Origin of the sequence: Pseudoalteromonas rubra (genome assembly GCF_004212645.1) — a bacterium.
Taxonomy (GTDB): Bacteria; Pseudomonadota; Gammaproteobacteria; order Enterobacterales; family Alteromonadaceae; genus Pseudoalteromonas; species Pseudoalteromonas rubra_G.
In genome coordinates, this window is the sequence record NZ_PPUZ01000002.1 from 97,480 (window position 1) to 120,617 (window position 23,138).

Annotated in this window: 18 protein-coding genes; 11 read left to right on the forward strand and 7 right to left on the reverse strand. The window is 50.4% G+C overall.

Annotated features, from left to right (window positions below):
* Positions 1–45: 45 nt before the first annotated feature.
* From C3B51_RS01020 to C3B51_RS01030, 3 genes are all read left to right on the forward strand, one after another.
* Positions 46–318 carry a late competence development ComFB family protein gene (locus tag C3B51_RS01020; RefSeq protein ID WP_125716260.1) on the forward strand — a complete coding sequence of 91 codons (273 nt, stop codon included), beginning with the start codon at positions 46–48 and terminating at the stop codon, positions 316–318.
* Positions 315–476, forward strand: a complete 162-nt coding sequence (locus C3B51_RS01025) for a YbaM family protein (RefSeq protein ID WP_125716259.1) — start codon at positions 315–317, stop codon at positions 474–476. The genes C3B51_RS01020 and C3B51_RS01025 overlap by 4 nt, the downstream gene beginning before the upstream one ends.
* Before the next feature lie 91 nt (positions 477–567).
* On the forward strand, positions 568–1,368 hold the full coding sequence (locus C3B51_RS01030) for an NPP1 family protein (protein ID WP_125716258.1): 801 nt from the start codon (positions 568–570) through the stop codon (positions 1,366–1,368).
* 38 nt (positions 1,369–1,406) lie between these two features.
* Here the strand turns inward: C3B51_RS01030 and C3B51_RS01035 are convergent, their stop codons facing one another.
* On the reverse strand, positions 1,407–1,865 hold the full coding sequence (locus C3B51_RS01035) for a hypothetical protein (protein WP_125716257.1): 459 nt from the start codon (positions 1,863–1,865) through the stop codon (positions 1,407–1,409).
* Between the two features lie 434 nt (positions 1,866–2,299).
* Between C3B51_RS01035 and C3B51_RS01040 the strand changes: the two genes are divergently transcribed.
* From C3B51_RS01040 to C3B51_RS01050, 3 genes are all read left to right on the forward strand, one after another.
* Positions 2,300–5,428, forward strand: a complete 3,129-nt coding sequence (locus C3B51_RS01040; protein WP_130243875.1) for an efflux RND transporter permease subunit — start codon at positions 2,300–2,302, stop codon at positions 5,426–5,428.
* A gap of 9 nt (positions 5,429–5,437) precedes the next feature.
* A complete protein-coding gene (locus tag C3B51_RS01045; protein ID WP_125716255.1) occupies positions 5,438–6,526 on the forward strand; it encodes an efflux RND transporter periplasmic adaptor subunit in 1,089 nt (362 codons plus the stop codon).
* A 186-nt stretch (positions 6,527–6,712) separates the two neighbouring features.
* The gene (locus C3B51_RS01050; RefSeq protein ID WP_130243876.1) at positions 6,713–7,630 is read left to right on the forward strand and encodes a glycoside hydrolase family 16 protein; all 918 of its coding nucleotides are present in this window, start codon (positions 6,713–6,715) and stop codon (positions 7,628–7,630) included.
* Between the two features lie 5 nt (positions 7,631–7,635).
* Here the strand turns inward: C3B51_RS01050 and C3B51_RS01055 are convergent, their stop codons facing one another.
* A complete protein-coding gene (locus C3B51_RS01055) occupies positions 7,636–9,267 on the reverse strand; it encodes a winged helix-turn-helix domain-containing protein (RefSeq protein WP_130243877.1) in 1,632 nt (543 codons plus the stop codon).
* A gap of 403 nt (positions 9,268–9,670) precedes the next feature.
* On the opposite strand from C3B51_RS01055, the gene C3B51_RS01060 reads away from it, so the two are divergent.
* From C3B51_RS01060 to C3B51_RS01075, 4 genes are all read left to right on the forward strand, one after another.
* Complete coding sequence (locus C3B51_RS01060) at positions 9,671–11,632, forward strand: FAD-dependent L-amino acid oxidase (RefSeq protein ID WP_125716252.1); 1,962 nt, start codon at positions 9,671–9,673, stop codon at positions 11,630–11,632.
* Positions 11,633–11,710: 78 nt separating this feature from the next.
* The gene (locus tag C3B51_RS01065) at positions 11,711–13,501 is read left to right on the forward strand and encodes an alpha-keto acid decarboxylase family protein (RefSeq protein ID WP_130243878.1); all 1,791 of its coding nucleotides are present in this window, start codon (positions 11,711–11,713) and stop codon (positions 13,499–13,501) included.
* Positions 13,502–13,901: 400 nt separating this feature from the next.
* The gene (locus tag C3B51_RS01070) at positions 13,902–16,577 is read left to right on the forward strand and encodes a PAS domain-containing hybrid sensor histidine kinase/response regulator (RefSeq protein WP_130243879.1); all 2,676 of its coding nucleotides are present in this window, start codon (positions 13,902–13,904) and stop codon (positions 16,575–16,577) included.
* Positions 16,567–16,917: an Hpt domain-containing protein gene (locus C3B51_RS01075; protein WP_125716249.1), complete on the forward strand. Its 351-nt coding sequence runs from the start codon at positions 16,567–16,569 to the stop codon at positions 16,915–16,917. The genes C3B51_RS01070 and C3B51_RS01075 overlap by 11 nt, the downstream gene beginning before the upstream one ends.
* Positions 16,918–16,968: 51 nt before the next feature.
* Here C3B51_RS01075 and C3B51_RS01080 read toward each other — a convergent pair whose 3' ends face one another.
* Together C3B51_RS01080 and C3B51_RS01085 are read right to left on the reverse strand one after the other, a co-directional pair.
* Positions 16,969–18,282 carry a response regulator gene (locus C3B51_RS01080; RefSeq protein ID WP_240701828.1) on the reverse strand — a complete coding sequence of 438 codons (1,314 nt, stop codon included), beginning with the start codon at positions 18,280–18,282 and terminating at the stop codon, positions 16,969–16,971.
* Between the two features lie 118 nt (positions 18,283–18,400).
* Entirely contained in the window at positions 18,401–19,774 is a 1,374-nt protein-coding gene (locus C3B51_RS01085) for an MATE family efflux transporter (RefSeq protein ID WP_130243880.1), read from the reverse strand.
* 179 nt (positions 19,775–19,953) lie between these two features.
* On the opposite strand from C3B51_RS01085, the gene C3B51_RS01090 reads away from it, so the two are divergent.
* Positions 19,954–20,661 carry a hypothetical protein gene (locus C3B51_RS01090; protein WP_125716247.1) on the forward strand — a complete coding sequence of 236 codons (708 nt, stop codon included), beginning with the start codon at positions 19,954–19,956 and terminating at the stop codon, positions 20,659–20,661.
* On the opposite strand, the gene C3B51_RS01095 is transcribed toward C3B51_RS01090, so the two are convergent.
* From C3B51_RS01095 to C3B51_RS01105, 3 genes are all read right to left on the reverse strand, one after another.
* Positions 20,636–21,115, reverse strand: a complete 480-nt coding sequence (locus C3B51_RS01095; RefSeq protein WP_130243881.1) for a proteasome subunit alpha — start codon at positions 21,113–21,115, stop codon at positions 20,636–20,638. The two genes, C3B51_RS01090 and C3B51_RS01095, sit on opposite strands and share 26 nt — an antisense overlap.
* A gap of 326 nt (positions 21,116–21,441) precedes the next feature.
* The gene (locus C3B51_RS01100) at positions 21,442–21,909 is read right to left on the reverse strand and encodes a winged helix-turn-helix domain-containing protein (RefSeq protein ID WP_130243882.1); all 468 of its coding nucleotides are present in this window, start codon (positions 21,907–21,909) and stop codon (positions 21,442–21,444) included.
* Positions 21,910–22,046: 137 nt separating this feature from the next.
* Positions 22,047–22,952, reverse strand: a complete 906-nt coding sequence (locus C3B51_RS01105; RefSeq protein WP_130243883.1) for a DMT family transporter — start codon at positions 22,950–22,952, stop codon at positions 22,047–22,049.
* Positions 22,953–23,138: the final 186 nt, after the last annotated feature.

A 23,138-nucleotide genomic window follows, 5' to 3' on the forward strand; every position in this document is an offset into this window, starting at 1 on the left:
GGTTTATGTTGTACAATTACAATAACTTCAAAATGGAGCACGACAATGAAACTTCATGATGATCTGCACAATTATTACGAGAAGATTGTGCTCGAAAATATTGAGGAACGCGGCCTGGACCACAAGTATGATGAAGATGTCATGGCTGATCTTTGCTGTACCGCATTAAACCGTTTGCCTGCGCGCTACATCCGCTACGACGTAGACATGGAGTTCTATCTGCCAACCGACGAAAGAACCGAAATGGAAGCACGTGTAAAAGAAGCCGTTGACTATGCACTGGCACAAATTGCTAAAAAGAAACAATTTCAACCATGACGAAAAATACCTTAGATCAGGCACCCGAACACATTAAACTGGCTGTCGACTTAATCATGTTACTCGAGCAAAATGAAGTGCCAGCAGAGCAAGTGCTGGCCGCATTGGAAATAGTCCAGGCCGATTTTGCTAAAAAGTTAGACACCGAAGTCAATTAACTTAAAAAGCACAAAATACTTCACATACCATTTACCCTTATGTCATATTGTCGCCTCACAATGACAACGACTTATGATGTAAGGAATAATTATGACAACATCCAACCCTCGTGCACTCACCCTTTGCCTGACGGCTGTCGGTCTGTTTCATGGCAGCACTCTGGCAAATGATTTTGCCGCACTCGATGAAGCAGTACCTGCAGGGTATGTGATCAACGCCACCGAGCCGGTGTTCGATTTTGACGGTGACGGCTGTCTGCCCAGCGCAGGGATCAGCCGTACCGGCCAGCAAAATGCAGGCCTTAAAACCTCGGGCAGTCTTGGCGGTAGTTGCCGTGACAGCCAGTTTTTGAATACCTCTAATACCGTTCACCGCTATGCCTGTGCAGAAACAGATCTGGGTCGTTTTTGTGGCCATTTTTATGCAATGTACTTTAAAAAAGATCAGGTTTTCCCCTACTTCGGCGGTGGACACCGCCATGACTGGGAGTATGTTGCAGTCTGGACCAAAGATGGCGTAGTCACTCATGGTAGTTACAGCGCTCATGGCGATCTATACACTAAACCCGCTAACGAGCTGCCTTTTGAAAATGGTCACCTGAAAATTGTCTATCACAAAGACGGGATCCTCACCCACGCGTTTCGCTTCGCCAAGTCGAATGAAGTGGCTGAGAACGGATACAATCGCTTTGTGACGCCAGCGATAATCAGCTGGTACGAAATGTCCGGAGATGGCATAGACAATCAGGGATTGCGCGATAAGTTAAACCAGTATGATTATGGCTCAGCAACCTTACCGGTCAAAGACAGCCGCTTTTTGACTAACCTGAATCGTTTCAAACCTTCTGGCTACCCAGCTTTTACAAACGCTGATGTCCTCGCTGCCCAATAGAAAAATATGCAAGCCCGCCTCTACGGCGGGCAATGTCATTATGCAGAACGTGCCAGTGTTTGTGTCGAAGTTTGCAGTTTATACTGGGCAAAGAAACGGCTATCTTCCTCTGAGTCTCTGGGGCAGGCAAAATAAGCAACATCATCGCGAACCGGTTCCGGGCGAGTGTGTTTACCATCTTCCCAGTACAGGACAGCGTGCTTTACCAGCTCTTCCAGATAGGTGTGATCCCAGGCGTAGTGGCAGTAACCATGATGATCAGACAGATAAGGGGCGTAGTCGCCACAGGTATCAACACTGCTCACACCATTTTTATAGTCAGCAAACGCTTTTGCGTCTTCCTCAGCGGTGGCGGGGTCGACAAAATAGGCGACATCACGACGCGGTGGTAAGGCCTGAGGTAAGCCAAACTTTTCTCTTACGGCCGAACACTCAACCACAATCCAGGAAACAAAATGGGCACCTATCTGATGATCCCACTTTAACGCAACAAACATCTCAACTCTCCTTCTAAGCTCAATTCATTTTTGTTCGTCCGGCACACCACTGATTAGCTAAAATCCAAGCGTCCGCGCGAATGCGCGCGAAGCTTACCCGAAATTATTGTCAAAAAGTAGTCAATTCATGGATTTTTTCATGACATTTCCTGATCTGGATTAGCAAATGAATGATCCACAGACTTAGCAGGCGTAATCAGTAAGCAAAGCGAGCAGGGCCAAACGAGTTGAAAAAACGTTCACCTTTTGCCTGGTTTTAGCGATGATAAATATGTCTAAACCCTCAAAATCGTTACAAGGTATTACGATATGGTCAATCACCGCTAATATGTTGCGATTTGTCGTGAATTTCAAAAACACGGCATTACCTGCCAGTAGCAGTTTTTTGTCATTTCATTAAACTGCACAGTGAAGCTCAACACTTGGACGTTGTTATGAACCTGACACGCAATTCACTGAAAAACCCCGCCGCTGTCGTGGTGATCCTGGTGCTGCTAATACTGTTTGGCATACTCAGTATTTTTAAGTTACCGATCCAACTTACGCCGGATATAGAACAACCACAAATAACCATATTCTCTGGCTGGCGGGAAGCGGCACCAGAAGAAATAGAATCAGTGATCATTGAACCGCTGGAAAGCGCCGTTAAAAATACCCCCGGCGCACTGGAGGTTAATACCACCATCAACCGTGGCAATGGTTTTATCTCCCTGACGTTTGCGGTCGGTACCGACATGCAGCAGGCCATGCTGGATGTACTGACCAACCTAAATCAAGCACCACCACTGCCCCTTGACGCCATAGATCCGGTGGTCAGCGCCGGAGGCAATGGCGGCCCGGCGGGGCCCAATGCAGCTTCCTTGCTGGTCACCCCACTTAATTACCAGGGCGATGGCCTGGATCTGGATATGGCACAGTTCCAGAAAACCATTGAAGAACTCGTCGAGCCACGTCTGGCCAGTATTCCTGGCGTTGCCCGAGTCAACCTCGCCAGTGAACGGCCAAAGGAGCTGCGGATCACCTTTGACCCTCACAAGGCTGCTGCGCTTGGGATCTCCTTAGGTCAGATCAGGCAGACTCTGACCAGCTCCAGAGATACCTCAGGTGGTCTTGCCGATGTAGGTCGGCGTCAATATACAGTGCGCTTTACCGGCCAATACGACCTGCAAGACATGCTGCAAATGCGCATTGGCTACTCGGGAGAGCGCCCCATCTATCTGGGTGATGTTGCCAGCGTTGCCGAAACCTACTCCGACCGCCGGGCGATGAGTGGCCGTAACGGCAAGCCCGCCTATTACATTACCGTGTCCCGGGCCAATGGGGCCAACACGGTTGCCCTGCTTGATGGCATCAACCAGGCAATAGCCGAGCTCAACGCCGGTCCACTACCCGAAGCGGGTATTGCCATCGAGCTCAGCTTTGATGCCTCTATCCATATACGTAATGCTTTGTTACTGGTGAAGAGTAATCTGGGGTTAGGCGTCTTATTGTCCCTGGCCATTCTTTGGCTATTCTTCCGCGGGCTAAAAACCACGCTGATCATTGCCGCCACTATCCCTGTGTCTCTGATGGTCGCGTTTTTAGCCCTTAACGTGTTCGATCGTAGCCTGAATGTGATTTCCCTGGCAGGGCTGGCCTTTGCCGTGGGACTCGTACTGGATGCCGCTATTATCGTGCAGGAAAATATTGCCCGCCTGAAATCCAATGGCTTTGATGACTATAAAGCCGCGCTGCGCGGTGCCGGTCAGGTTGCCGGTGCACTCTTTGCGTCTACGGCCACCAGTGTCGCCATCTTTCTGCCTATCTTATTTATGGCCGGTATTGAGGGGCAATTGTTTTCAGATTTGGCGTTGACCCTCTCCATCGCCGTCGTTGCCTCTATGCTATGTGCCCTGACCATTATTCCAGTTGCCAACCGTTACTTGCCTGACAGCAAAACACAAACCGACCCCTACCAGCGTTACTGGAAAAAGCTGACCGCCTTGATCATGCGCCTGACCAATAGTCGAGTCAAGCAGCTCAGCTGGGTATGTGCATTACTTGGCGGCTCTGCGCTGGTCACATTAACTATGTTGCCCAAAACCGATTTTATGCCTCGCGCTCCGACCGACGGCTTTTTCTTTAGCCTGGTGACCCCTCCTGGCGGTAATATGGCTTACATGGAAGAAGAGCTGCTAAAACGCGTCAGAGCCCGCCTGATGCCTTACTATCATGGTGACAAGCAGCCGGGGATCAAAGACTTTAACTTTTACATTTTTGGTGCCAACGCCGGTGGCTTTATTTATTCTGCCGACCCGCAGCGAGTTGAGGAGTTGATGCAGGTAGCCCGGGAAGAAATCTTTGTCGACCTGCCCGACACCCAGGTGTTCTTTTTCCGGGGCTCAATGATCAACATTGCCAACGGGGGTGACGGCCGCAACATTAATATTGAGCTTTCCGGGCCAAATATGGACGACCTGATAGCGGGTGCTGAAGTAGCGTTGCAGGCCGTAAAAACGGCGATGCCTGATGCCACCGCCCGACCACAACCACGTTTGGATATGTCAGAGCCGGAACTCAGACTGTACCCCAATGACCGACGTATAACTCAGGCTGGGTTAACGCGTCAGGATGTCTCGCAGGCGGTGCAGGCCTTTACCGGCGGCCTGTTTATCAACGAATACTTTAACGGCAATGAGCGGATGAACGTGATTTTACGGGCACAGCCCTGGCACTCACCGGAAGAACTCAAAGCCCTGCCACTGTATACACCGGATGCCGGGATCCAGACACTCGGTGAACTGGCGCAAGTGACGCGCACCGTCGGACCCAGCCAGCTGCAAAGAATTAATGGCCGCCGCACAGTCAGTATCATAGTCACGCCACCCGCAGCAATGAGTCTGCAACAGGCACAGGCGATATTGGCAAAGCAAGTGATGCCCAAGATCAAAGCGCAATTACCAGAAACGGCCGGCGTGATCCTTGGTGGCAATGCCCAAAAAATGAATAGCGCTATAGAAGAAATGACACTCAACTTCTTCCTTGCGCTGTTTATTCTGTTCTTATTAATGACGGCATTGTTTAAGTCAGTCCGCGACAGTGCACTGGTGCTATTGGTTATGCCGCTGGCCATTGCCGGAGGCGTTATGGCGCTTTATGTGTTGAACCTGTTTACCTTTCAGTCGCTGGACTTGCTAACCATGATCGGCTTTATTATCCTGCTTGGCCTGGTGGTCAACAACGCCATTTTGCTGGTCGATCAAACTCGTCATGCGCAGGCGCAGGGCATGAGTCGTCGCGACGCCGTTGAGCAGGCAGTGCTGATGCGTGCCCGTCCTGTGTATCTGAGCACCCTGACCAGCCTGTTTGGCATGTTACCTCTGATGCTGATGCCAGGCGTCGGATCAGAAATCTATCGTGGTCTGGCCACAGTGATCGTTGGCGGCATGGCCATCAGCGCCCTGTTTACCCTGGTCCTGATGCCCAGTCTGTTACAGCTTGGTTCGGACAATCAACCAACCCCTAAGGCCAATAACAATAACGATAACGACAAACCTCAGTTAAATCTGGTCGCGAATCAGTAGGAGCGCACAATGTTAGTAAGTCAATATAAACGTGCTTTGGTCACCGTCCTGATGACCTGCGCCGTCACCATTAGCCAGCTGGCCAACGCAGCACAGCCGGTAGCCGTTGAGCCCGTCTCGCAGGGGCAGCTCACCAGTCAGCTGGCCGTCAATGGTACCTTGCATGGTAAGCGTGACATGGTAATCACAGCCGGTGTGTCGGGTCGCTTGCACTATGTCGCAGAGCCGGGGTTAGAAGTGGCCAAAGGCGATGTGCTGGTGCGTATGGATACCTTGCCGCTGGAGCTGGAAAAAGCCCGCCAGCAAGAAATGCTCAAACGCGCCCGAGTCAATTTACGGTTTCAAAAGCAAGAGCTCACGCGCCTGATGGCGCTGGCCAAAACCAGCAGCGCTGCGGCCAGCCAGGTCGATAAAGTACAGAATGCCCATGACCTGGTGTTGTCCGATATAGCGCTGGCTGAAGTCGAACTCAGAGTGATTGAAGATAAGCTCAACCGGGCAACCGTGACGGCGCCGTTCTCAGGCATCGTCAGCAAACGCTACCACCGCGCAGGGCGGGACGTCAGTCGGGCCGATGAGTTACTAAACCTGGTGGATATCCACCAGCTTGAAGCGCGCCTTTATGTGCCGGTTAAATACCTCAGTTATGTGCGCTCAGGCCAGCAGCTGCCGATCAGTGCCGGTAACCTGGACGCCCCACAAACAACCATAGCACGTGTCAGCGCCGTGATCCCGGCCACCGATCCGCGCTCCCAAACCTTTGAAGTACGCGCGATGCTCGAGCAAGCGGATGACTCCGCTCACAAGCAACACTGGGCTGTAGGACAGCTGGTGGATGTCTCCGTACCGCTGGCAGCCAGTGAACAAGCTTTACTGGTCAATCGTGACGCATTGATCCTGCGCAAGCAGGGGATCCATGTGGTTAAAATCGATGCCAGTAATACCGCCACGCAGATCCCGGTGACCGTCGGCAAAGGTCAGGGCCAGCTGGTTGCCATCACCCCCAAGCCCAGCCACCAGCTGACTGTCGGGGACAGAGTCGCGGTGCGAGGTGCTGAGCGGCTGACCGATGGCCAGGAGGTCGATGTTCAGAATTAACACAGCTTACTAGCCCAATGAGCCTGCTTAAGGAAGAGCTAAGGCTCATTTTTAATTTCAATCTAATAAATTCAAAGACTTAATATTTTTTAATAAGTAAGCACCTGCGATTTAAGCGTTTTTAACTGGCTTATCCGGGTGCTTCGGTCAACGCTGTTCCCGTCCAATAACAACAAGGAATACGCGATGAAAACCCCTCTCTTTTATTCTTCTACCGTGCTAGGCACCACCCTGCTGACTGCCTGTACCAGCCAACCTCTGGGCGCACAGCCCGTGCAAATAATGTTCGACGACTTTAGCTATACCCGATTCGAACAGGCACAAAAAAATGGCTGGCAACTGCGCTCAGATGTCGGCCATCCGGGGATCAAAAATGCCACCTGGTGGCATGAAGGAGTGAGCTTTCATGCTGATCCCCACAACCCGCAGAACCGGGTTATGCGGTTAACCTCAAAAACCGATGGCAGCGCCGAAAATACCCGCCATGTGCAGGTGTGTCATCATCGAAAATACCTCGAGGGGACGTATGCCGCTCGGATCTATTTTACTGATAAGCCCCAGTATGGACCGGATGGTGACGGGGTGATCCAGACATTTTATGCGATCAGCCCGCTGGCCGCCCCCATGGATAAGAATTACAGCGAAATGGATTTTGAATACCTGCCTAATGGCGGCTGGGGCACCGACCGCCATGCCTTGTTCGCCACCTCCTGGGAGACCTTTCAACTCACCCCCTGGACCAAGGTCAACGCCTATGATTACGACATTAACCCACTGCAAGGCTGGAACACGCTAGTGTTGCAGGTGGGTAATAACACCCTGAAATATTACATCAACGGCAAGCTCTACGCGCAACATGGCAGTGATGTTTATCCGGAAGTGGCGATGTCGATTAACTTTAACCAGTGGTTTGACCCAAACAAAATCGTCAACTCCAGCGAGATGCGGCAATACTATCAGGACGTCGACTGGGTCTATTTTGTCAAAGACCAGATAGTTGCCGTCAACGAGGTGCCCAGGCAGGTTGAGCAACTGCGCAACCAACAGGTTAGCCAAAAAGATACCGTGGCATCGTCGCGCTATGAAGACTACTGTAGCTTGTAGCGGGATCAGTTGACAGTATAAATAGGCGCGCTGGCAAACCAGGCTTCAACCCGCTCAATCAGAACCGGATCATCTGCGTCTTTGGCAAGTTCCCTGGCACGGGATGCCATTTGGTTTGCCTGCTCAACCTGGCGCGACTGACGCAGCAAGTCAGCCTGTGCCAGCCATATCCAAACCTGATTGGGAATGGCGTTACTGGCCTTTGCCACACTATGCGCCTGATCAAACAGACGTGTCGCTTCCTGGTCTTCGCCATGCTCGGTTGCAATTCGGGCAAGCTCAATCAAGGCATTGGTCTGACCATAAATGGCATCAAAACGCTGATGATAGCGCAGCGCCGAGTGCAACAGGCGCGAAGCCTCGCTGTAGCGGCCCTGAATGCGTTTTATTTTACCCAGCTCTTCCAGTGCATAGGCAATAAACAACTGATCGGAGCCGCTACTGGCCTGCTCATGCGCAGTCAAAATGTAAGTTTCAGCCTCCGCCAGCTGTTGCTCACGCTCTGCCTGCTGTGACCAGTTGATGAGTAAATAACCCATCATCAGGTTGGCGCGCATACGCTCACGCTGGGTCACGACATCATGCCCCGTCGCCTTAATATTCTGGCGCAGCAACAGCAGAGCTGCGTCAACCTCTCCCTGATTTGCCAGGCTCGCAGCAAGATAGCGCCTGACCGTTAAGGGATCGTCGGAATGGCTCAGTGCCAGGCGCAAAAACGCTATCGCCTGCTGATAATCGCGCGACAAATAAAACTGCACTCCACGGGCAAAGGCGTCATTACTGAAGTCCAGATTGCGCTGCACGTCGAGCGTCTGATCATGCTCACCAAATCGCTCTGTCAGTTTCGCTATCAGTGCCTGATAAGCCTGCTCAGGGCCAGAGCCGAAAACAACGCCTTGCTCGGCACCAAAGCTAAAGTGCAGCGTGTACTGCAACTGCATATCCTGCGGAAAGCCACTGAGGCGAGTTTCTATAAGTAGTTCAGCACCGAGTCGTTCCTGTAGTTGCCGTACATCCTGACGCCGCGACAGTCTGATCTGGGCGGTCTCATCCGAGTACCAGGGACTGTGGGATAAGGTCGTTAACACATGGTCTGCACCGACAACGCGCAGCGCCGACAACGACTGGGTATGCTCACTTAAATAAGCAAGCCCATGCAACGGCACTGTCGCATGCACATCATCCAGTATGGCATTCTCAACCGGTAAAAATGCCACTGTGGGGGGCTGCACTACATGACTTCTTGTCCTCCCCTGCCAACTCATCCCGAGCCAGACAATGGCAAGCAGCAGCGCACCAAACACAGCGGCTGCACGCCAGTAACGCGCTACTTTGACACTCTGAACGGGAATAACCTCGACCGTCAGCTGATAGCCAATACGCGGATGAGTTTTGATGCTGTCTGCACCCAGCAGCTCGCGCAGCTCACGAATTGACTGTACCAGCACCTGCTCCTGCACAACGACTCCCTGCCAGACGGTATCCAGCAACTGGGCTTTGGTCACCACCTGATCGGCGTGCTGGATCAATAGCTGCAGCACCGCCAGCGTCTTGGCCCGAATGGCCGTTGCGCCCTCGCCCGTCACTGCGGTGCCTTTAAGCAGGTCTACTTCGACTTGGTTGAGCAGATAACGCATCCTTCCATCTCTCACATAAAAAATGGCACCTAACCACCAGGTGTCCCCGTTTAAGAGTGTGCAATATTTCTGCAACCGGCTCAAGTTTCCAAAGTTCAGACAGCTGCGATAAAAAGAGATAAGCAATGCAGTTAAACTGCCTAATAATCAGGTTACTAGTTTACTTGCTGTATTTTTTTGAACGCAAACCGCATAAAAATTAACCCTTGTGCTACATTTTATGTGGATTATGTCTTTTTGGTGTCAGCACTGTAATCAAGCTGGTGTCTTTTGCCACATTCTTGCTTGCCAGCCCTCACCTCAAGACAACGCACACAGGCCCACACAACTGAACAGAAGTCGTCGTAAAGATTGTTGCCGTCGTTTGTGACAAAAACGGTAAATAACGAATTAAGGAACTACTATGACGCATTATTCTTTTGGCAATGAGATCAGCGACAAAAGCCTCCCTAAGCATCTCAAGGTTGCCATTGTCGGGGCTGGTATGGCCGGATTATACAGCGCATGGCGCCTGCAAAACGAAGCAAATTGCGACAACCTTGCCATTTTTGAGCGCTCTAACCGTACAGGCGGCCGCCTTGACTCAGATCTCATTCAATTCAAGAACAAACGCAGTGATACGCCGCCCACCATTACGGTAAAAGAAGAACAAGGCGGCATGCGCTTTTTATTTGATGGCATGGACGATTTAATGGCGCTGTTTCTTAACCTGGATCTGCAAGACCAGATTGTACCCTTTCCAATGAACAGCGGTGGTGATAACCGGCTGTTTTTCCGTGGTAAAAGCTTTAGTGTCAACACCGCAGCGCAAGACAATTACAAAATTTGGTCTGAACTATACAACCTGGCCCCCTCAGAGCAAGGCGTGAATCCAAAAGACATAGTGAACGTGGTGTTCAACCGCATCTTGCAAGCCAACCCCCAGTTTAAAGCCCGTCCCGAGGTGAGAGGTCCTGAATTCTGGCAGGCTTTCCGACTGGAATGCCAATGGCAGGGCAAAACGCTCAATGAGTGGACCTTGTGGGATCTGTACACATCGATGGGGTATTCTCAGGAATGTATCAACATGCTGTATCGTGTACTGGGTTTCAATGGCACCTTTTTATCTCAGATGAACGCCGGGGTTGCCTATCAGCTGCTGGAAGACTTCCCGGCGGGTGTGCAATTTAAAACCTTCAAAGACGGATTCAGTACACTGCCCAACGCGCTGGTAGATAAAATAGGCACGGATAATATTCACCTGCAAACCAGCATTGAAGAAATCTCTTATATCGAAGAGCACAAGCATTATGAACTGCACTATTTGCACACCGATGACAACGGACGCAATCACAAAGGCAAGGTAACCGCTGACAAAGTTATCCTCGCTCTGCCTCGCCTGGCACTGGAGAAGCTGTTTGTCCGTTCAAATGCATTTAATACCCTAGACAAAGAACGCTCCGAGCACTTATGGAACACGCTGCAGTCGACCTCTAATCAACCATTGTTGAAAATAAACCTGTATTACGACAATGCCTGGTGGGGACGCGGCACGACCGGACGTCCGGCCGTTGAATTTGGGCCCAACTTTGCCGATTTGCCCACCGGCTCCGTCTATCCGTTTTATGCAGTTAATGAGGAGCTGGTTGCCGCTTTGATGTATCAGGAACGTAAAACCGACCCATCTGAAAGCACGCAGGCCAAGCTGGCCCATATCGGCAACGAAAAATACGAACGCCCCGCCGCACTGACTATCTATTGTGACTACCTGAACATCAATTTCTGGAGTGCTTTGCAAAATATTGGTGAAACGTATCATCACCCGCATCAGGATGAGTATGTCACTGACATTCCGGGCGATATCTACCCGGCTTCTACGGCTGTCGTGGAGCAGGCGACGCGCTTCTTTAAGGATATTTTCAATACGCACTATGTGCCGGAGCCCATTCTGACCAGTGCCCGGATCTGGCAAGGCAGTGTCCATTTTGATGTACCACCCAGCCAGCAGTTTGGTTTTGGCGTACACCAATGGGCCGTTGGAGCAGATGATAAAAAGGTCATGGCCGAGCTGACTGAACCCCTGCCAAACCTGTTTACCTGCGGGGAAGCCTTCTCTGATTACCAGGGCTGGGTGGAGGGCGCACTGCGCTCTACCGATCTGGCGCTCAAGCAAGGGTTTGGACTGCAGCCACTGAGCGAAGTCTACGAGCAAACGACGCACATTAGTTCTTCTGAAGCCATCAAGGTGGCCTACGAGGAAAATGCCAGCAAGCTTATCAATCAGTACATTGAGCCTAACTTCTCGGCTGGCAGTGCACCGGTTGAGAAGCCTTCAGAAGTTGAAAATGTACTGGGTGTTAACCTCAGTTACTTCGATATTAAGTGATCCGGTATCGGGCACCTGCCTGGGTGCCCTTATCCAACAATACTGAATACACCACCCAGCTTGCTCAGGAGAGAATAAATGACTCAACCAACCCCAAATTTTACTGTCGCCGACTATTTTAAAGCACGACTGGAAGAGATAGGTGTTGACCAAATGTTTGGCGTCGCTGGTAATTATACAGCGGCTTTGCTCGATACCATATTGGCCGACTCCCACTCGCCTATCAAGATAAACGGCAACGCCAATGAAATTTGTGCCGGTTTTGCCGCAGATGCCTATGCCCGACTGAAAGGTCCCAGCGCTTTGTACGTCACCTACAGTGTCGGCGCATTCAGCCTGCTCAATACCATTGCCGGCTCCTTTGTTGAACAAGTACCGGTGATCCTGATCAATGGTGCGCCTACCAACAAAGAAGATCAGATTTCAAAAAATGCCGGTTTACTTTACTCGCACACTACGGGCTATGAATTTGTTGATATTCACATGTTTCGTCCTGTTACCGTCGCAGCAGAGCGGATAGTCAATGCCAACCAGGCGCCTTTCCAGATAGATTCCGCCCTGGCCGCTTTGCTGACCGAGCGCCGCCCGGTGTATTTTGAAGTCAGTGAGGATGTCTGGCGGGCAGACTGTATTGCACCTGCGCAACCGCTGGCACTAAATAACCCTGCCAGTGTCACGGTAAGCGAAGCACAGCAGGCTGCCAAAGCCACGGTTGAACTCATGCTTAGCCAGCCAAAAAGTATCTTCTGGGCGGGCATAGAGCTGCAACGTTTCGGCCTGCGGGATACTTTTTTAGAGTTGCTGGAAGTGATCAATCGCAACCATACTGTGCCCGAAGGACATATTCATTTTGTCACCTCCGCATTGAGCAAGTCGGTGATCGCAGAAACACATCCCTGGTTTGAAGGCTGTGTCACCATGAGTCCCTCAGAAGTGGAGTCTTTGGTTGGAGACGACGGGATATTAGTGGGTGTGGGTGCCTGGACAACCGGTAAAGACACCGGCAACCAGGACATTCGCAGTAGCCGTACCGTACTGGCTGCCCAGGGCGGCGTTTACGTGGGTGCAAGCTACTATGCTTCGGCAACGCTCAAAGACTATCTGCAATGCCTGATCGACGAATTCAGTGCGCTGGCGCAGCAACACCCCGCCAGCCTGAAAGGGTTACGCATGCAGCAGCCAGTGTTAAAGAGCCAGTCAGCGGATACACAGCTTGGCTATGACAGCTTCTTTGCCACCCTCAGCCAATGGCTTGGTGAGGATGATATTCTGGCGGTGGATGCCGGTTTCCCCTTGATTGGCGCGCAGAGTGTAAAAATACCTTCACAGGATGGCTTTGTCGCTCAGGCCGCCTGGCTGTCGATTGGCTACTCGGTACCCGCAGGCACCGGCATTAAATGTGCGTTTCCGGACAAACGAGCCGTGGTGGTGGTGGGTGATGGTGCTTTTCACGAAACATGCCAGGCGGTTGCCGATCAACATGCCTACGGGCAAAATACGGTGGTGTTTGTACTGGCCAATGGCATCTATGGGATTGAACAGTACCTGGTCAACCCCAACCCATTCCGAACACCGCCGGTTGACTATCAGGACAAACTGCTCGATAAAGTCTACAGCTACAACGACCTGCCCAGCTGGAAAATTGCTAACATTACCCAGGCCTTCGGCGGTGAAGGTCGTCGGGTCACTGACCTGAGTGAGTTAATGGCAGTGATGGAAGAGATCAGAACCGATCCGCACAACAATTATGTTGTCGAAGTCTCTATCCCCAAGGAAGACACGCCACATGCGATTACTCTGGAAGCCAACAGCGCTGTGGGTGAAGATGAAATCGCCAACCCAGACTGGCCGCCGGCCAACAAGTTCTGATTTATCACAGCAGAAGGCTCCAGATCTTGGAGCCTTCTGTATATAAGATAATCTTTTGAGATAGGCAAAATCGCTTTCCTTTACCTGTGGATGCAAAACGGCTTAAATCATTCGGGATTGTTTTATATCCGCTAACCTGCGCGACATCATCCAAGTACAATTATCTGAGTGGATTTCTCCCCAACAACCATAATACCAATTTCACTTAATACCTGTTCAATTTGAAGGAGCCAATATGACGCTAACTGTGTTAAAAATTTCTTATTTAGAACAACTGAATAGCAAAATTTTTGCCTTGTTATCGCCGCTATTTTCTCGCCTCAAAATGGAACATTTAATTAAGCAAATTGGTATGATTTGAACAATAATAAAGCTAGACACAGTCAGGCAGGGAAAAGAAATGGACATCCATAGTTTGGATCTCGCACTACTCAGTGTTAATCAGCAGTGGCAAATACTGGCATTCAATCAGGCTGCGGCTGCACTATTAGGCCTGGAGGCCGAACAAGACTCACCTCAGTGCTTTTTTGACCTGTGCCAGCTTGCCGCCCCCGGTGAGCAAGAAAGCAGTCCTTTTCTAAGCCAGGCTTCGGGTAGCGCCGCGCTGGCCATATTGCCTTCAGGTACACGGCTCAACATCATAGTCAGCAGCCAATTAACGACCGACACCAGCCTGATCCTCAGTCCGATCAACCATCAACACCTGCCGCACCTCGGTGAGCTAGCCGAGCTGGCATTGCAGTGCGGTGATATTGGGGTTTGGCAGGTGGACACCACCTTTGAAAACCCTTACTTTTCTCATACTTTTTGTGCGCTGCTACACTGTCAGACATTAACCAGCTGGGAGGATTTCACCGACCTGATCTATGAAGACGACCGCCCGCTGGCATTGAGCTTCATTGAAGAACATATTCAGTCTAACGTGCGGCTCAAGTTCGAATTTAGAGTACTCATTGACTCTGTACCACACTGGTTTGAACTCAGTGGTGATCAGCGCCGTAACAGCGAGACGCACCTGAGCCTGTTTGGCACCCTGCGTGAGTGCACTCAGGAAAAGCAGATGCTGATCCATCTCAACAGCGCCCATGAGAGCCGCCGTATTGCCCTGGAAGCCGGTAAAGTGGGCACCTGGTGTGTCAGTCGGCAAAACGATCAGTGGTACTGGGACTGGGATCCGCAAACCAGCGCGATCTTCGACCTGGCTGCGCAGGACACCGGCCGCTATGAGAAATGGTTAGAACGCATTCATCCGGAAGACCGTGCGCGAGTCTCCAATGGACTCAAAGAAGCATTGGAGAGCGGGGAGGATTTTGAACATGTGTTCCGCGCTATTTTACCTAACAACAGTGAATTGCACATCTTTGCCAAAGGTGTGGTGGCGCAGGACGGCTATGGAAACAACTATCGCCTCGATGGTGTCTGTGTCGATCAATCCGAGGTTTATCGTGCTAACATGGAGTTATCCAAACTCAATGCCGAACTAGAATCTCGCGTAAAAGCACGTACCTCAGATCTCAAGTGCGCAGTCACCAAAGCAGAGCGAGCCAGCCGGGCCAAGTCTGACTTTCTGGCAATGATCAGTCATGAGCTGAGAACCCCGATGAACGCCATCATCGGCTCGTTAGAGCTGCTGTCACTGCAAAAACATGATCCTGAGGAAATGGAGTTGCTCGAAACGGCTTCTGTGTCAGCCAAAAACCTGGTCGACATACTGAACGACATTCTGGACATCAATAAGATTGAAGCCGGTAAACTGGAACTGGAGTTCAGAGAGTTTGATATTTCTAAAACGCTGCACAACGTGCTACTGACCTTTGCCTCAAACGCGGAAAAGCGTCGCGTCAGCCTCAAGGCCATTGAGTCTCAGCAGCTCCCGACTATGCTCTACAGTGACGAAAACCGCATCCGCCAGGTATTATTTAACTTACTCAGTAATGCCATTAAGTTCAGTGGACCCCCAGCCAAAGACAGTGGCAATGTGATCATTGAGGTAGACTGGCAATTGCAAAGTCACAGCCAGGGTGAACTGAGTATTTTAGTCAAAGATAATGGTATCGGCATCGACGAAAAAACCCAGAAAAAGCTCTTTCACCCATTTACTCAGGCTGATAAATCAACCACCCGAGTCTATGGCGGTACCGGCCTGGGTTTGGCTATTTCAAGGAAAATAATCGACCTGATGGGAGGGCGAATTGGGCTAAAGAGTAAACTGGATCGTGGCAGTATTTTCAGAGTATGTATTCCGATACACAGATTTTCCCACCACAATGCCACAACCTTATTCCAGCATGTATACGTCACATCCGCTCAACAGCAACAACCAGACTCATATCCACTGTCGGTGCTGAAAGAGCTTGCCGATCAATTACATCAGGTGACGCTGGATACGCTTCCCTCTGCCAGCAAGAGCAGTACCTTAGTCTGTTGCTTTGTTCAATCCGAGCAGGACCTGGCTCAGTTGAGCAAATATCGGGATATATTAAAAGAACACCGGGTATTAGCCTGTCATAAGACCGGACATACAGAACAACTCAGGCAATTGCTACCAGATGCAGCACCACTACATATCGACCTGGCGACACGCTATGGCATCACCCGTCAGGTAATGCACTTGCTGACTCATACAGCTCCCCACGCTGCGCCGACGGCTTCTACAGCAGAGCCCGATAGCAAGGCCCCCCCTGCTGCCACACAAGATCTTCGTCCGGGGATTTTACTGGTAGAAGACAACACCTTTAACCAAAATCTGATGGTCAAACAACTGGCGAAACTGGGCTACACCTGTACGCTCGCCGAAAATGGTGAGCAGGGTTTTGAAAGCTGGCGCAAGGACAAATACAAACTGATCCTGACTGATTGCCATATGCCAGTGGTGGATGGCTATGAAATGGCCAAGCGCATCCGCCAGGCCGAAAAACAAATGGCGCTTAAGGCTATACCAATTGTCGCGGTAACGGGGGCGGCGGTGAAAAATGAACTGGAAAACTGTCACCTGTACGGTATTAACGATTGTATTGGCAAGCCCGTTCAGCTCGAACGCTTTAAATCTGTGATAGAGAAATGGTATGGAAAGTAATAATGCACATTTGGCCAGACTGAATCAGCAAACCCTGGTTGACCTGATTGGGGAGGACCTGCCAACCATAACACGCTTTCAGCGCGATTTTGTTACTCAGGCAGAATCCAGTTGTAAGCTGTTTTTAAGTGCCTACAGCAGCGCAGCTTACCCTGAACTCAAGGAGCATGCCCACTTTCTTAAGACATCCGCCCGTGCCATAGGCGCAGAGCGTTGCAGTGAATACCTGGCACAGCTGGAAGAAGCCGCCTTGTCGGCTGACCGCCCACATTGCCGTTTGCTGCTTATCAGTATTGCTCAGGAAGTCAAAGCCCTTAACGCCCTGATCAACCAGGCCTGAAAACATGGTCTGAATTATCCGCTTAAGCGACGCCCTTCACTCTTTGTTTACTCAGGCACATTCTGTGCCCAACAGCTTATTGACCGCATCCAGAATGCTGCGCTTTGTCGATGGCTTCACGATATAACCGCCAAGACCCAGTGAAGCCCATTTGCGGATCAAATCTTTATTGCGGTTACTGGTCAGCGCCACAATGGGTATTGCCCGGCAATGTTCGATGGCCCGGACGTTTTTCGTGGTATTGTAGCCATCCAGGCCGGGCATAAATAAGTCCATAAAAATCATATCATAGCGATGCTTTCTGAGCTCTTTTATCGCCGCCAGACCATTTTCCATACCATCGACCGAAAAGCCCTGCTCGCGTAATATCCCGGAGATCATTTCGCGATAAATTTCGTTATCTTCGACTATCATGATCCGCTTGTCTCTGGGTGTCGCTGGCGACGATACGTGCACGTCATCGAAGGCATGCCCGGCTTCCTCATCATGCATCGATTCCTGATGTGCGTCATCATGGGTATCATATGCATGAGACGCATCTTCATGCTCGTGCGCCGCATGCTCTTGCTCTGCGTGCTCTAATGCGTCTTTATGAGCGCTGTCACTATCCATTACAGAGTTAAACACTGCTGTATGTGAACTACTGAACATGTCGACCAGTTCATTCAGGGTAAAATGGCTGTCATTGAGCTGTTGGGTGATTTGTTGAATATCTTTGACCAGCTGGTGCTGTAGCTTGTCCAGTAAAGGCAACACATGTTTTTCTTTCAGCTGCTGCAGCATTTGCGCCTTTACTTCGTCTTCTTCCTGCGCTTCATCCAGCGATTCCCTAACCTGCGCGAAGGACTGCTCAGTGTTTACCCGGTAGCTGGCAGCCTGATCGATCAGTTGCTTAAGGCCGTTATCAATTCGGCCAAAATGCTCTTCTTTGAGTTCTGTGATCTGCTGAGTGTCTTCGGCCTGTTGCAGAATATTGTGTAATATCATTCTGAGCCGGTAATTTTCATACATAGGTTTGAAAACAAAGTAATCACTGAATATGCCTTTGATACAGCAGCGAAAGGCAACCCCGGATTCTTTATTTTCGCACAACAAGATGCTTTTGTGCGGATAACCCAACACCTCCCGTCGCGCGAGTGAGCTATAGGTTTCTATGCTTGCTTTAACATGTAACATGGCAAAGATGAGCACAGGCGGCTTGCCCTCGCGGATGACTTTATGCGCCTCTCGTGTGCCCTCCAGCGTTCTGAATGCAGTGACCTGAGAGCTGATAACTTTACACACCCCCACCATTTCGTGGGCATCGTCGCAAATCATCAACACCTTTGGATGTCGCTCTCCGTAATCCACTTCACCTTTATGCATACCTGTCTCCTGAGCCCCGGTGACCATCAATTCATTGACTGCCCCTTAAGGATAGCTCAAGCGTGGATTTTTGTGCCAATGCCCGATTATTAGATTTACAACAAGGCTACCAGATAGCTTAACTGCGTACGGGGGGTGGCATCATGGCTTCATCGCTGTATACCAGTTTTTTATTCATTTCACGACGCAGCAGCAAATAGCTGATCGCTGCCTGACAATACACAGTGGCAACAGAAAACATCCAGATCTGCTCGATTTCAAAATCCGCCTGTCCCGCCAACCACACCACTGGCACGGCAAACAGCACAAATCGACAGGCCGTACTATACAGCGCCGGCCAGGTATTCCCCAGCGCCTGAAACATACCCGAAGCGGCAAAGGTGTAACCGGCTGGGACAAAATTCAAACTGACATATCCTAAAAAGGTGGCTGCAACCAGTATGACCTGAGGCTCGTCACTGAAAGGGGCAAAAAACCAGCTGGCATTAACCAAACAGGCCAGTGTTAACATCGCCATCAGCACGCAGGTGAGTATATTGGTGTAACGATAGGTTTGCTGTACACGCTCAAATTTGCCCGCCGCATAGTTTTGAGCTGCGATTGCGGGGGCCGCAAAGGCAACCGCCATCACAGGTAAAAAGAGTACCTGCATGATCCTGACACCCAGCCCAAAGCCTGCCTGAGCGCTGGCAGTAAACTGACTAAGCGCCCAATAAATCACCGACATATACATAAAGGTGAGCAAAAACTCTCCCCCGGACGGAAGCCCCAGATTTATCACCTTCAACATACGTTTACGGTCGGGCACCAGTCCCTTATGTGGCATAGTCAGATAATCCACTTTGCGGACAAAGTACCACAGCGTCATCGCCATAGCGCACAACGCAGATAATGAGCTGGCCAACCCGGCACCAGCAACCCCAAGCGCGTTACCGGTTCCCCAGCCGGAGATCAACACGGGTGACAACACGATGTTGATGATAATAGCCAGCATTGAAATTGACATCACAGGCTTTACCACTCCGGCGCCACGCAACGCAGCGGCCATCACAGTGAGTCCAAACTGTAATAACAGAGTTGGCAAAAACCAGTAAAAATAGTTAGTAGCCGCCTGACGGGTCGCCGCGTCAGGCGTCATGAAATCAAAAAACAGATGCGCGAACCCAAAACCGAGCACCGCAAATACCACAGAGCAGCCGCCGGCTATCAGCATACTCTGATGAAATAACGCATTGGCCTCTGCTCTATCTTTTCTGCCAACCGCATGTGCAACCAAAGTGCCGCAGCCGATATTGAGCACCTGAGTCAGCGCCATAATAAAAAAGAACACACTGCCTGCACTGCTCACTCCTGCCAGCGCCGCTGCGCCAAGGGCACCGACAAAGTAAAGGTCGACCAGAAAGTACAAGGTCTGAATTAGCATGCCAGCCGCCATAGGCACGGCCATCGCGATAAGGTGAGTAATAATTTTTCCTTGAGTCAGGTCCTTCATTCACATCATTCCTGATTATCTGATGGCACCATTGTACCGTTTATTTTTAATCCGTGTTCGACTATTTTTGCGCCACAAATACTGGGAAAACAACTCAGTCATCAACATAATTATTGTCATATCTATACAGACGATGCGGATATGGCATACTGACTATTCTGTTGGTAAAGGTAATATCTATGGCAAACCACAATAACACGGCACACACATCAGCGGACCCCACAGCGGCGGTGACCAGCATGATCCAGGCAATACACAGCCACGACCTGGCGCGCATAAAACACTGCTATGAACAAGCCACAGGCAGCGAAAGGACGGCGCAGCTCAGGCATTGCTTTGAGGCCGCCGATAATCACCCGGCAAATTATGAACATTACCAAAACATTGTGGCCCACTGCATTAGCGAGCATGGCCTGCCAGCAGGCGTCATTGCCGGGATCAATACCACAGAGCGATTAGATTTTTTTATGCCGGCACTGCAGGCGGCGAACGCGTTTAGTGCCACTAACCATCAGGGTAATACGTTTTTGCATTGTCTGTTCGTGAACCCTGCTAACCCTCAGCCTCCTTTTAATTACATTCGTTCACTGTTGTTGTTTGAGCGTAATGAATCGCTGGGCGAGGCGTTGGTGGTTCGTAATCACCAAAGTTTAAATGCACTGGAAACCTATTTAAGTTTTAATCCGCATCAGCATGAACTGCCTCAGCATGAGCTGGCAGCCTGGCTGGCATTGTGTGAGGCGCAGCGAAAACTCAGCGGTGCAAACAATGATAACCTGGCTAAGGTGATGGCTCACGTGCGTGGGCGCGCAGAGTCGGCACATCGACTCACGCTTATCGCCAGTTACTACCAGGTTTCTGTCAGTTCACTCTCACCGATGAATTAGCCTTTAGCGGCGTGCGTAGCCACAGCGCTCTTTCATTGTGCCGATAGGTCATCACAGTGCCGCCGCTGGACTTATCCCGTAAACAGGCGTACTCAACGGCTTCAAATGCGGTTCGCCCAAAGTCCATAGCAGCAATGGCCCAATTGGCGCCGCTACCAATGGCCCAGTTCAACGACAAAGGCTCCACAAAACGGCGACCATGACGAATTTCACCAAAGAAAACAGCGCCACTGTCGGCAACAAAAAAGAAAGTACAGGCAATGTCATCAAACTGATTATCTTGCCAGTGCGTGATCAAATGCTCTATTTCAGCGCAGTTGCCAGAGGCAAACACGTAGCCATCTTCCACCCGCTGGCACTTGCGTGTTGACCAGGACACAATAGTCTGGCTGGTCGAGGTCAGGCTGTCTGTACAAATGGTTTTCGAGTCGTGATGGTAGGCAATGGTTGTCAAAAGCGCTCCTTGGTGATGATCTTTGCAATCCAAAATAACTTAAACTTATCGATCGTACCGGCTCATTTTGACCTGATATTCACAATAAATCGCTAAACATGGGGTTTGAACATCAATATAAGGAGTAAAAAATTAATACAAAGTTAACAAGCCTGTCAACCGCTCACTTTGGCGTAATGCCAATCAATAGCAGAAGCAGTCAACGCTGAAACAGCGCAGATCACAGACAAGCTTGAATATTAAATAAATGGACTGAGCCAGCAGATACTGCCTATGCGCAGCACCCGGCGCCTACCCGAGTGGACAAGGTGCGACGCTCAAGCCCTTTAAACCATATACGCGACGACAGCCGCCCCGATAATCAAAGCGGCCAATGGTGCCAACCACTTCCAGGGCAGACCTTGCGCTTCTTCTGGAACTTGCTCCGAACCTGCTGTAACAGGTGCTGGGGCAGACGCAGGATCCGGTTTACTGGCCTCGGACTCTGCCACAACAGGCTCCGATGACTGCACAGGCAGCTGCCACTGATAGCCCTTCTTAGAGAAGGTTTTAATTGCATCATCGCCGAACAGCGCGCGCAAGTGGCCAATATTCTGAAATACCACTTGCTCAGTCACGGTTCTGCCGGGCCAGACATGTTCGAGGATCTCAGCTTTACTGTAGATCTTCTGTGGATCAGACAAAAACAAGCCCAGTAACATAGCTGGCTTTTCTTTTATGCTTATTTTTCGACCTTGTTTCGACAATGCCAAATTTTGGCAGTCAAACTCGAAATCTTGAAATGTTAACTTCATCGTCCTTCAGCTTTATAATTATAATAATTGTCACATCACAGGGCGCATGTGACCAGGCGGTCAACGACATGTCCCTTTTGTTAGTTCAACAAGCTTAACATGTTCCCAACCTCGGATCAGTACTCCAATGTAACGATTTATAACAATCGCCTTTTCAGCCTGTTGGTCACCCCAACCCAGCCACTATCACCAAACTGAAATACCGCCAGACTCACCATGATCACAGCCGCACCAGCCAGCAAAGTCGGTGTGATTTGCTCGTTGTTTAACCATGCTCCCAGCAGCATCGCAAACCCTGGCGTGATCAGGGTTGTCAGTGCAACCGTACTGGCTTTAAGCTTCTGTAACACATGAAAATAAGCAATAAATCCGACTAAAGAGCCAAAGACACTCAGATACACCGTAGCCAGTACAGCGCTCATCTGCCAGTTGTTGATGCTCAGCTGACCATCCGTCAGCCACCACACCAGACCAAACATAGGGGTGACCAGCAACAAGGCGCCAAAAGTCGAAGCCAGCGGATGGATTGCCAGTTTCACACGTTTTATCATCACCCCACTGAGACTAAAGCAGCTCACCGCTCCGAGTACATACAACAAGCCCAGCGGTGCCAGCGCCAGCTCACTCAGTTGTGACATGCAAACCAGATACAAACCCACCATGGACAAAGCGAGTCCCAGCCATTTGATAAGACTAAAACGGGCTTCGTTTAGTAGCCGCTGCGCAAGCAGCCCCGATAACACAGGAGCCAGACCGAATATGAGAGAAATCACGCCTGAGGGTACAGTTTGTGCGGCCAGATAACTGAGTAACATGCCACCAAAAATCCCCAGACTGGAATAACCATATAAAGTCCAGGCTCTTTGGGACACAGGTACCCGATAGCGGCCAATGCATATGATGATAAAGCACAATAACAGAGCTATCGCCATACGCAAAAAAACACTCAGGGTTGGTGACATGCCAGCACTGCTGATCACAATCCCAAGCGGGGTCGTCGACCAGATGATAATAACCATAATATAAGATGCCTGAACTGGCATAATGAACTCCTTTAAATCGGAGCAGTATAAGAGGTTGGAAATACACAATGATGACTAACCGCTGATACTGCTGCGGTTAGTAATAGACACCTACAAACCGCGGACACTCAGCCACACCCAGACTGAATTATTCAGCCAGGTATTAAGCAATGTGTGTGCAGTCATCAGTACCATCAATTTATTCTT

What these genes read in the sequence shown, in the direction of transcription:
- C3B51_RS01050 (WP_130243876.1), top strand. Translation starts at nt 6,713, where the DNA reads ATGAAAACCCCTCTCTTTTATTCTTCTACCGTGCTAGGCACCACCCTG.
- C3B51_RS01065 (WP_130243878.1), top strand. Translation starts at nt 11,711, where the DNA reads ATGACTCAACCAACCCCAAATTTTACTGTCGCCGACTATTTTAAAGCA.
- C3B51_RS01105 (WP_130243883.1), bottom strand. Translation starts at nt 22,952, where the DNA reads ATGCCAGTTCAGGCATCTTATATTATGGTTATTATCATCTGGTCGACG.
- C3B51_RS01100 (WP_130243882.1), bottom strand. Translation starts at nt 21,909, where the DNA reads ATGAAGTTAACATTTCAAGATTTCGAGTTTGACTGCCAAAATTTGGCA.
- C3B51_RS01020 (WP_125716260.1), top strand. Translation starts at nt 46, where the DNA reads ATGAAACTTCATGATGATCTGCACAATTATTACGAGAAGATTGTGCTC.
- C3B51_RS01035 (WP_125716257.1), bottom strand. Translation starts at nt 1,865, where the DNA reads ATGTTTGTTGCGTTAAAGTGGGATCATCAGATAGGTGCCCATTTTGTT.
- C3B51_RS01060 (WP_125716252.1), top strand. Translation starts at nt 9,671, where the DNA reads ATGACGCATTATTCTTTTGGCAATGAGATCAGCGACAAAAGCCTCCCT.
- C3B51_RS01085 (WP_130243880.1), bottom strand. Translation starts at nt 19,774, where the DNA reads ATGAAGGACCTGACTCAAGGAAAAATTATTACTCACCTTATCGCGATG.
- C3B51_RS01080 (WP_240701828.1), bottom strand. Translation starts at nt 18,282, where the DNA reads ATGCATAAAGGTGAAGTGGATTACGGAGAGCGACATCCAAAGGTGTTG.
- C3B51_RS01025 (WP_125716259.1), top strand. Translation starts at nt 315, where the DNA reads ATGACGAAAAATACCTTAGATCAGGCACCCGAACACATTAAACTGGCT.
- C3B51_RS01070 (WP_130243879.1), top strand. Translation starts at nt 13,902, where the DNA reads ATGGACATCCATAGTTTGGATCTCGCACTACTCAGTGTTAATCAGCAG.
- C3B51_RS01075 (WP_125716249.1), top strand. Translation starts at nt 16,567, where the DNA reads ATGGAAAGTAATAATGCACATTTGGCCAGACTGAATCAGCAAACCCTG.
- C3B51_RS01040 (WP_130243875.1), top strand. Translation starts at nt 2,300, where the DNA reads ATGAACCTGACACGCAATTCACTGAAAAACCCCGCCGCTGTCGTGGTG.
- C3B51_RS01090 (WP_125716247.1), top strand. Translation starts at nt 19,954, where the DNA reads ATGGCAAACCACAATAACACGGCACACACATCAGCGGACCCCACAGCG.
- C3B51_RS01055 (WP_130243877.1), bottom strand. Translation starts at nt 9,267, where the DNA reads ATGCGTTATCTGCTCAACCAAGTCGAAGTAGACCTGCTTAAAGGCACC.
- C3B51_RS01045 (WP_125716255.1), top strand. Translation starts at nt 5,438, where the DNA reads ATGTTAGTAAGTCAATATAAACGTGCTTTGGTCACCGTCCTGATGACC.
- C3B51_RS01030 (WP_125716258.1), top strand. Translation starts at nt 568, where the DNA reads ATGACAACATCCAACCCTCGTGCACTCACCCTTTGCCTGACGGCTGTC.